The organism is Janthinobacterium sp. GMG2, from assembly GCF_033949445.1.
GTDB lineage: Bacteria > Pseudomonadota > Gammaproteobacteria > Burkholderiales > Burkholderiaceae_D > Janthinobacterium > Janthinobacterium aestuarii.
On the sequence record NZ_JAXAWA010000009.1, the window covers coordinates 273,459 to 280,003 of the forward strand.

Genomic DNA, 6,545 nt, shown 5'->3' on the forward strand with positions numbered 1-6,545 from the left:
ACCCCAAATCGGGGCAAAAGCCTTGTTTTAAAGACCTTTTACAATCCCACAACGAAAAAAAGGCACCTCAATGAGGCGCCTTTTCCACCGGACATGCCGCGCCGGGACGCTGGCATGCCAGATAGTGATTATTTAGCCATGATACGCTTGCTCGCCGTGGCTGGTGATATCGAGGCCTTCGCGCTCTTCTTCTTCCGGTACGCGCAGGCCGATGACGATGTCGACCAGTTTATAGGCGATGACGGAAATGATGGCAGACCAGAGGATGGTGGTGCCGACCGCTTGCGCTTGCACCCACACCTGGTGGCCGATCGAGTACGGATCCGCCGACATCTTGTTGGTGACATAGTCGAAGATGCCCTGGCCGCCCAATTGTGGTGCAGCAAACACGCCCGTCAGCAAGGCACCGAGGATACCGCCCACGCCATGCACGCCGAACACGTCGAGCGAATCGTCAGCGCCGATCAGGCGTTTCAGGCCGTTCACGCCCCACAGGCAGACGACACCGGCCAGCAAGCCGATGACCAGGCCGCCCATCGGGCCGACAAAGCCGGCCGCCGGGGTGATCGCCACCAGGCCGGCCACGGCACCCGATGCGCCACCGAGCATCGATGGCTTGCCTTTGCTGATCCACTCGCCAAATACCCACGACAGGGTAGCGGCGGCAGTGGCCAACAGCGTATTGACGAAGGCCAGCGCAGCCACGTCGCCCGCTTCCAGCGAGGAACCGGCATTGAAACCGAACCAGCCCACCCACAGCAGCGACGCACCGATCATGGTCATGGTCAGCGAGTGCGGCGCCATCGATTCGCGGCCGTAGCCGACGCGCTTGCCGATCATGATCGCGCCCACCAGACCGGCGACGGCGGCATTGATGTGCACCACGGTGCCGCCGGCGAAGTCCAGCGCGCCTTTTTGCCAGATCCAGCCAGCCTTCAGGGCTTCGCTGGCCGAAGTGGCGGCGTTGGTGATCAGGTCAGGACCGGTCCAGAACCACACCATGTGGGCCGCTGGCAGGTAGGCGAACGTGAACCACAGCACGACGAAGGCCAGCACGGCGGAAAACTTGGCGCGCTCGGCAAAGGCGCCGACGATCAGCGCGCAGGTGATGGCGGCAAACGTGCCCTGGAAGGCGACAAAGACGAACTCGGGAATGACGACGCCCTTGCTGAAGGTGGCGGCGGCGGCAAACGTGCCCTTGGCCGGATCCCAGATACCGTTCAGGAACAGGCGGTCGAAGCCACCGAAGAAGGCGGTTTTTTCCGTGAAGGCGATCGAGTAGCCGTAGATACACCACAGCACGATGACCAGCGCGAACACCATGAACACTTGCATCAGCACCGACAGCATGTTCTTCGAGCGCACCAGGCCGCCGTAGAACAGGGCCAGGCCGGGGATGGTCATCAGGATCACCAGCAGGGTGCTGATCATCATGAAGCTGGTATCGCCCTTGTTGGCAACGGGCGCGGCGGCTGGCGCGGCGGCGGCCGGGGCCGGAGCGGCGGCCGGAGCTGCTGCGTCAGGCACCGGCGTGACGGCGGGAGCGGCGACGGCCGAAGTCGTGGCCGCCTCCGTCTTGGCGGGGGCATCGGCAAAGCTCGGCGCGGCGACGCCAAACGCACACAGACAGGCAAACCCAGCTAGCAATTTTGTTATATTTTTACGCATCAATATTCCCCTTAGAGCGCTTCGTTGCCGGTTTCACCGGTACGGATGCGGATGACTTGTTCCAGGTTGTAGACGAAAATCTTGCCATCGCCGATTTTACCGGTACGCGCGGCACCTTCGATCGCTTCGATGGCCTGGTCGACAATGGCGTCATCGACGGCCGCTTCGATTTTGGTTTTTGGCAAGAAGTCGACGACATACTCGGCTCCACGGTAGAGTTCCGTGTGACCTTTCTGGCGGCCGAAACCTTTGACTTCGGTAACGGTAATGCCTTGCACATTGATAGCCGACAAGGCTTCGCGTACTTCGTCCAGTTTGAACGGTTTAATGATTGCAGTAATCATTTTCATGGCAGTCTCGCTTAAAAGGTTTTGGATACGGTCAGCACGAGACCGGATTTCGCCAGATTCTTGCCATTCGGTGCCAGCGACGTGATGTTGGCTTTGACATAGGCCAGGGCGACTGTTGCCATGCCAAAATCCTTGGTGACGCCCAGTTTGTAATCGGTGTAGCTGAGGGAATCGTTGTGCTCGACTTTCTGGCGGCCCACATGCAGGTTCAGCAGATAGCCTTCGTGCACATCGATATTCGCGCCCACGTCGAGGTAGCCGCTGTTCTTGCTGTCGGCCACGCCGAACAGATTGGTGGTCGAGTGCGAGTACTTGATGTAGGCCGGGCCATAGCCGAGCTGGCCATACAGCTCGAAGGTGTTGGCATTGGTGCTCAGCCCATTCGAGGGATAGAAGTAGTACAGGCCGCCTACGTCATAGGTAAAATCCTTGCTGATCTCGCCCCGTTTGCCGCCGTAGATGTCCCATTCCAGGTTGGTATCGCCGCCGCCGTCCTTGATCCATTTGATGCTCGACAGCCAGGTGCCGACGTACAAACCCGTCGGGTTGTGGGTATAGTCGGCACCGCCGCTGATGGCCGGTTTCAAGCGGCTTTGCGAGATGCCGCGGTAACGGTAGTCGCTGGTCAGCGCCACGTTGTAGCTCACCACGTTATCAGGTACGGCTTCGGCTGCAGCAGGCGCCGCCACTGCATCCTGGGCCATGGCGCTACCGCACAAGGCGGCCATGGCCAGCGTCAACGCTGCAGCTAAAGTCATGTTCTTGGACAGATTCTTCATGGCGATTCCCTTTTATTGAACTTTTAAAGCGGTTGAGGTTTAAAATCTTGGCTGGAGATCACAAAGCGTTCATACCTTCTTTAGCAGAATACGTGCCAGCTCTCTTGCCACCTTGACAGGTGCGTTTCCGGCCATACATACCCTGCAAGCCTCTGGGCATGCGGGTACGGGCTGCTGAAGCATTGTGAATTTGCCCAGTTTCGCACCAGATTAACGCCGCTGTGCACCGCAATGGTGCGATGCACAGGCCGCACCATAAAAGGACTGACCATGGACATGAATACCTTCTTTAACGACTTGCAAGGCAAGATCCATCAAGCCATCGAAAACTCGCCTGCCAAGGATATCGAGAAAAACGTGAAATCGATGATGACCCAGGGCTTCGCCCGCCTCGACCTCGTCACGCGCGAGGAATTCGATATCCAGGCGCAAGTGCTGGCCAAGACCCGCGCCAAGCTGGACGCACTGGAACTGCGCCTGATCGAGCTGGAAACGCGCCTGAACGACACCAAGGCGTAAAGTGCGGCCAGCAAGGCTCCGTTATTGACGGCCTTGCTGGCATAGCTCAAGCTTGACGGCGTTTCACGCGCTAGACTGATCCTGCCCGCGCCCGCGCCACAGGGGAGTCTGATGAGTCTGGCCGTCCTGAAAAGCCGCGCCCTGGCCGGCATGGAAGCGCCCGAGGTAAGTGTTGAAGTCCACCTTGCCAATGGCTTGCCTTCGTTTACGATTGTCGGCCTGCCGGATACGGAAGTGAAGGAATCGCGCGACCGCGTCCGTGCCGCGCTGCAAAACTGCGGCTTTGAAATGCCGGCGCGGCGCATCACGGCCAATCTGGCGCCGGCGGACTTGCCCAAGGAATCGGGGCGCTTCGACCTGCCCATCGCGCTGGGCATCCTGGCCGCGTCCGGCCAGTTGCCGGGCGACCAATTACACCACTACGAATTCGCGGGCGAACTGTCGCTGTCGGGCCAGTTGCGCCCTATCCGCGGCGCGCTGGCAATGACCTTTGCCATGCAGCGCAGCCAGCCGGGCGCGCCACGCGCCTTCATCCTGCCGCAGGCGAACGCAGACGAAGCGGCTCTCGTCAGCGATGCCTGCATCTATCCTGCCCACAGCCTGCTCGAGGTCTGCGCGCATTTTGCCGCGCACGCCAGCCGGACCGTCCTGCAACGCCACCAGCCCATGCTGGCCGTACCCGATTTTGCGTATCCGGACTTTGCCGACGTGCAAGGACAGCAGCAGGCGCGCCGCGCACTGGAAGTGGCGGCCGCGGGTGGCCATAACGTCCTGATGGTGGGGCCGCCGGGCGCGGGCAAGACCATGCTGGCCAGCCGCTTCCCCGGCGTGCTGCCGCCCATGAGCGACGAAGAGGCGCTGGAATCGGCCGCCGTGCATTCGCTGGGCGGCCTCTTCAAGGTGGAACACTGGAAACGGCGCCCCTACCGTGCCCCGCACCAGACGGCATCCGGCGTGGCCCTGGTGGGCGGCGGCAACGTGCCGCGCCCGGGAGAAATCTCGCTGGCCCACTGCGGCGTGCTGTTTCTCGATGAAATCGCCGAATTCCAGCGCCGGGTGCTCGATGTGCTGCGCCAGCCCATGGAATCGGGCGTGATCAGCATTTCACGCGCGGCCCGCCAGGCCGAGTTTCCTGCTCGCTTCCAGTTGATCGCCGCCATGAATCCCTGCCCCTGCGGTTATCTGGGCCATGCTTCGGGACGCTGCCGCTGCACGCCGGACGCCGTGCTCCGTTATCACAGCCGCCTGTCCGGTCCGCTACTCGACCGTATCGACCTGCAGGTTGAAGTGGCCGCCATGCCGCCGGCGGCGCTGGGGCGGCACGCAGGCGCCGGCGAAAGCACGCAAGCTATTGCCACGCGGGTCGCGGCAGCCTTTGCCCTGCAGCTGGCACGCCAGGGCAAAGCGAACCAGCGCCTGAGCAGCACGGAAATCGAACAACATTGTCGCCTGGAAACGCATGGTGAACAGCTGCTGCATGGCGCCATGGCGCGACTGCACTGGTCGGCGCGCACCTATCACCGGGTATTGCGCGTGGCGCGCAGTATCGCGGACCTGGCGGACAGCCCCGGCATCACGCAGGCGCATGTCGCCGAAGCGATCCAGTACCGGCGCGTGCTGCGTGAAATATAAGGCAGCCAGCGAACGCCACGCGTGCACGATTGCGCGTGATGGGCGGCGCTGCTACCATCTGCTGATGAAAAAACCATCAATTGCCCTCTTTCTGGCTACGCTCGCGGCCGCCAGCGTCCTGTCCGCCTGCAGCCCGAAGTTCGACTGGCGCGACTATCGCAGCCCCGACGCCCAGTTCACGGCCTTGTTTCCAGGCAAGCCCGCCGTGCTGACGCGGGAGGTCGATCTCGATGGCAAGAAAGTCAGCCTGACCATGACGGCCAGCGAAGTCGATGGCAATACCTTCGCCATCGGCAGCGCCGTGCTCGACAGCGCAGAACAGGCGCAAGCAGCCCTGCCCGCCATGCAGACGGCCCTGCTGAAAAACATCAACGGCACCGTGCGCAGCGAAAAATCCGCCTCGGCGGCCAGCAGCACGGCTGCCGGAACGCAGCAGCGCAGTTCGCTCAGCATTGAGGCCAAAGGCACGCAGCAAGGCAAGCCTGTCTTGCTGGTCGGCCGTTTTGTGGCGCAGGATAAGCGCATCTTCCAGATCATCATTCTCGGTGAAGAAAGCAAGCTGTCGCGTGACACCATCGACACCTTCATGGACTCGGTGAAACTGGATTAAGACTTAACGATCGCTTAAACCGGTGTTTTCACGATAAGCGAGCTCTTGTAAATACGTGCGTTGTCCAACAGATGGCCCTATCCGGCTTGCAAATATGCAATCCGGGACAAACGGACGGCCTGTGCGACATTTCAAGTCGTGATATTGTTTCGACACTAACAACAAGTTTCAGAAAGCGCTTATGTTGATCTCATTCAAATCCAAATCTTCCCCTGAAGTGCTGATGTATCAAGAACATGCCCAGCGTATCCTCGACATTCTGCACAAGAACCCCACGCGTGGCGTCATCACGCCAGCCGAAGCGGGCGATGCCCTGGCCCTGCTGGAAAAAGAAGTCGCGGAAAGCAAATTGCATCCGGAAAATGACATCGAACACGACGCGCATACGCCAGAAACCCTGGAAGATGGCGAAACGGGTGCCCATGCGCGCGCGCAAAAAGTGCATTTCTCGCAGCGCGCCTATCCCCTGATGGAAATGCTGCGCTCGGCCAAGGCGGAAAATGAAAGCATCACCTGGGGCATCTGATCCGATGAATGCTGCAAACGAAAAAAAACCCCGCACCTAGCGGGGTTTTTTATATAACAAGCCTGACGATAACCTACTTTCACACTGGTTGCAGCACTATCATCGGCGCAAAGTTGTTTCACGGTCCTGTTCGGGATGGGAAGGGGTGGTACCAACTTGCTATGGTCATCAGGCATAACTTTTTCAACAACCTGCTCCCAGCGGGGCAGCAAGTCGTCTGATCTGAGGAGGCGAATTATACCCCAGGTCGGCTTGACGCACAAGCGCGTAGCAGGCAATCACCACGCGAATGTCAACAATGTTGTCGGATTACGCTACGCTAATCCGACCTACCCGCCATCCAATAAACGTAGGTCGGCTTAGCGCTGCGCGCGTAAGCCGACAAACACCCGCGGCGCCAAACAAAACCACCAGACGAAAAAAAACCCGCCAATTGCTTGACGGGTTTTTCTCTACTGCGA

The 6,545-nt window shown here is 60.2% G+C and carries 7 protein-coding genes and 1 rRNA gene; 4 read left to right on the forward strand and 4 right to left on the reverse strand.

The genetic code is table 11. The annotated features are described in order from the left end of the window. Positions 1-132: 132 nt before the first annotated feature. From SKZ59_RS26815 to SKZ59_RS26825, 3 genes are read right to left on the reverse strand one after another with little or no spacing between them, the layout of a single operon-like run. The gene (locus tag SKZ59_RS26815; RefSeq protein ID WP_034749427.1) at positions 133-1,668 is read right to left on the reverse strand and encodes an ammonium transporter; all 1,536 of its coding nucleotides are present in this window, start codon (positions 1,666-1,668) and stop codon (positions 133-135) included. Positions 1,669-1,679: 11 nt separating this feature from the next. After that, on the reverse strand, positions 1,680-2,018 hold the full coding sequence (locus SKZ59_RS26820) for a P-II family nitrogen regulator (protein WP_010393464.1): 339 nt from the start codon (positions 2,016-2,018) through the stop codon (positions 1,680-1,682). A gap of 11 nt (positions 2,019-2,029) precedes the next feature. Continuing rightward, positions 2,030-2,797, reverse strand: a complete 768-nt coding sequence (locus tag SKZ59_RS26825) for a TorF family putative porin (RefSeq protein WP_034749431.1) — start codon at positions 2,795-2,797, stop codon at positions 2,030-2,032. Positions 2,798-3,067: 270 nt separating this feature from the next. Between SKZ59_RS26825 and SKZ59_RS26830 the strand changes: the two genes are divergently transcribed. From SKZ59_RS26830 to SKZ59_RS26845, 4 genes are all read left to right on the forward strand, one after another. Next, the gene (locus SKZ59_RS26830; RefSeq protein ID WP_034749434.1) at positions 3,068-3,316 is read left to right on the forward strand and encodes an accessory factor UbiK family protein; all 249 of its coding nucleotides are present in this window, start codon (positions 3,068-3,070) and stop codon (positions 3,314-3,316) included. Between the two features lie 111 nt (positions 3,317-3,427). After that, the gene (locus SKZ59_RS26835; RefSeq protein ID WP_319993454.1) at positions 3,428-4,948 is read left to right on the forward strand and encodes a YifB family Mg chelatase-like AAA ATPase; all 1,521 of its coding nucleotides are present in this window, start codon (positions 3,428-3,430) and stop codon (positions 4,946-4,948) included. Between the two features lie 64 nt (positions 4,949-5,012). Continuing rightward, the gene (locus tag SKZ59_RS26840) at positions 5,013-5,558 is read left to right on the forward strand and encodes a hypothetical protein (RefSeq protein WP_219330374.1); all 546 of its coding nucleotides are present in this window, start codon (positions 5,013-5,015) and stop codon (positions 5,556-5,558) included. 181 nt (positions 5,559-5,739) lie between these two features. Next, positions 5,740-6,084, forward strand: coding sequence for a DUF1840 domain-containing protein (locus tag SKZ59_RS26845; RefSeq protein WP_034749443.1), 345 nt, complete (start codon positions 5,740-5,742; stop codon positions 6,082-6,084). 60 nt (positions 6,085-6,144) lie between these two features. Here the strand turns inward: SKZ59_RS26845 and rrf are convergent. Further along, positions 6,145-6,257, reverse strand: a 5S ribosomal RNA gene (gene rrf, locus SKZ59_RS26850). Positions 6,258-6,545: the final 288 nt, after the last annotated feature.

What these genes read in the sequence shown, in the direction of transcription:
- SKZ59_RS26820 (WP_010393464.1), bottom strand. Translation starts at nt 2,018, where the DNA reads ATGAAAATGATTACTGCAATCATTAAACCGTTCAAACTGGACGAAGTA.
- SKZ59_RS26845 (WP_034749443.1), top strand. Translation starts at nt 5,740, where the DNA reads ATGTTGATCTCATTCAAATCCAAATCTTCCCCTGAAGTGCTGATGTAT.
- SKZ59_RS26840 (WP_219330374.1), top strand. Translation starts at nt 5,013, where the DNA reads ATGAAAAAACCATCAATTGCCCTCTTTCTGGCTACGCTCGCGGCCGCC.
- SKZ59_RS26815 (WP_034749427.1), bottom strand. Translation starts at nt 1,668, where the DNA reads ATGCGTAAAAATATAACAAAATTGCTAGCTGGGTTTGCCTGTCTGTGT.
- SKZ59_RS26835 (WP_319993454.1), top strand. Translation starts at nt 3,428, where the DNA reads ATGAGTCTGGCCGTCCTGAAAAGCCGCGCCCTGGCCGGCATGGAAGCG.
- SKZ59_RS26830 (WP_034749434.1), top strand. Translation starts at nt 3,068, where the DNA reads ATGGACATGAATACCTTCTTTAACGACTTGCAAGGCAAGATCCATCAA.
- SKZ59_RS26825 (WP_034749431.1), bottom strand. Translation starts at nt 2,797, where the DNA reads ATGAAGAATCTGTCCAAGAACATGACTTTAGCTGCAGCGTTGACGCTG.